2 protein-coding genes are annotated in these 2023 nt (G+C 29.7%); both read right to left on the reverse strand.

Annotated features, from left to right (window positions below):
- A partial coding sequence (locus ACKI5C_RS07810; RefSeq protein WP_407432597.1) for a hypothetical protein occupies nt 1–1060 on the reverse strand: 1060 nt, incomplete at its 3' end.
- Nucleotides 1061–1066: 6 nt separating this feature from the next.
- On the reverse strand, nt 1067–2023 hold a 957-nt coding region (locus ACKI5C_RS07815; protein ID WP_407432598.1), incomplete at its 5' end, for a hypothetical protein.

Genomic DNA, 2023 nt, shown 5'->3' on the forward strand with positions numbered 1-2023 from the left:
CTACGATCCGACTTGGATTATTTTTTGATATAAATAGAGTTTTATATTCGTAATACTCCCGGACTTCATTTTTTAACTTGTATGGGTTTTCTTTAAAATAGTTTTCTGGAATTTTAAATGTGTCGTCCGTTGTATTCATACCGCTTGAAGTAGTTTGGATGACTTCATCTAATGGTTTAAGATTGTCGTAATGTAAGTTTAATTCAAACCTAATCTTATCAATAATTGAATACTCGGATGGACAAGATGTATAGCTATGATTCTTTTCATATTCTTTAAATTGGATATTTAGTTCCTCAAACTCTGTGTTTTTCAATAAACTTACAATTTGACTTCTGTACTTATTATCGATTTCCTCCAAAAAGTTGAGAATTACAATGAATAAAAAAATTATGTTATTTCTTTCTTTGTAAAAACGAGTTAGTAAGTTGTCACTTTCAATGTAGCTAAAAAAGTTGAGAGTCCTTGTAGAAATATAATTGAATTCCAGTAACTTAATATTAAAGCCATCAGAATACTCCATGTTTCTGTTAATAAAAAAATCAAGATTAATACTTTCGTATAATCTACATATTTGTATCGTCTTGTTTAAGGAAATGTTATTGTTGCAACAAATATGAGTAAACATATCATAGTTATCATCAACAATAGCGTCAAAGAGTTGTTCTGAAATAATTTGGTGACATTCAATTTTGTTTATTATACCTTTAACCATTTCTCTCTCATACGATTTCAAATAAGAGAATAAGTCTTTTGTAGTCATTGGTGCTACCTGACCATTTAACGTAAACTCATATTTACTAAGTATTTCAACAAATTTTTCAGCATATATTGTTTTATAAAGGAACAACATTGCTTCTATCACAGGCATTAAATACCTATACTTATAAATGTAAAGTTTTAAACCTTCAGGTGCATTGTTTACAGATCCTTTAGTTTTAATATCTAGGTATTGTTCTCTAAAGAATTCAATTTTATCTTTATCATTTGGAGTCTCTAATATTTCAAGAAATTTATTATAATGTTTAGAGCTTTCCAGATATGTGGTTGTGAGTAACATATAAACTTAATATTGGGGATTCTTAGTAGGTTTTCTAACTCTATTTTTTCTTGTCTCTTTTCTAAGTCTTGGCATTCTATCCATATAGACAAATGGGACTTCATATTTTAACTCTTCATCCCAATATGCTTTATGGTGAAATACATCTGCTATGAAATCAGTTTTCATAGTAATAGCTACATCTTCCATACCTAAGCCATTAAGTTCTTCTATTTTCTTTTGGTTGAAATCCTCATTGGCTGTTTTAATATATATTCTTTTCCAATATGATGTTAGCTTTCCTTCAACTGGACTGATACGTATTTCTTTAATATATCTATGAATAATTCTTTTCATAGTTTCATAATCTGTTCCGTTTTTCAATTCATCAAAGGATGAGGAGAGTGAATCGAACATCTCGTCGAATGTCGTTGCTTTTTCAATTTGAAGTTCAAGGTTTTTAATACATTGTTTGTATTTCCTGATTTTATTCTGCTCCTCTGCTATTGTTTCGTTTTGTTTTCTTCTTAACTCCTCATATCTTTCTTTTGTTAATCTACCAAAAGCGAAATAAGCTTCATCTAGATCTGAACATCTTTCTTGAGTTGAATTAATTAACTTTTCAGAAAAATCAATTTTTTCATGATATACTTTTATGTCCTCTTCATGTTTGGACTTAACATCTTCTTGTTTAAGTGTTTTCTCTTGGTGTAATTCCTGTAATGCTACATACCATGCAAGAGACTCTATAAAACTTCCATGTATGTCTGGAGTATGCTTAAGTCCTTTTTCTACGGCATTATGTTTTATTCTACAGTTGTAGCATCCGTCTAATGCATTAACAGAATAACTTGCACCGCAAATACAACGAATAAGTGGTGTTAGTAAATATTGTCCTTTTGCTTTAGGTATGTGTTTATTCGCTTTTCGTCTTTCCTCGCATTTTTTCCAGGTTTCTTGATCTATGATGGCAGGAAACTTGTT

The sequence above is a fragment of the Methanobrevibacter sp. genome, assembly GCF_045646045.1.
Classification (GTDB): domain Archaea; phylum Methanobacteriota; class Methanobacteria; order Methanobacteriales; family Methanobacteriaceae; genus Methanocatella.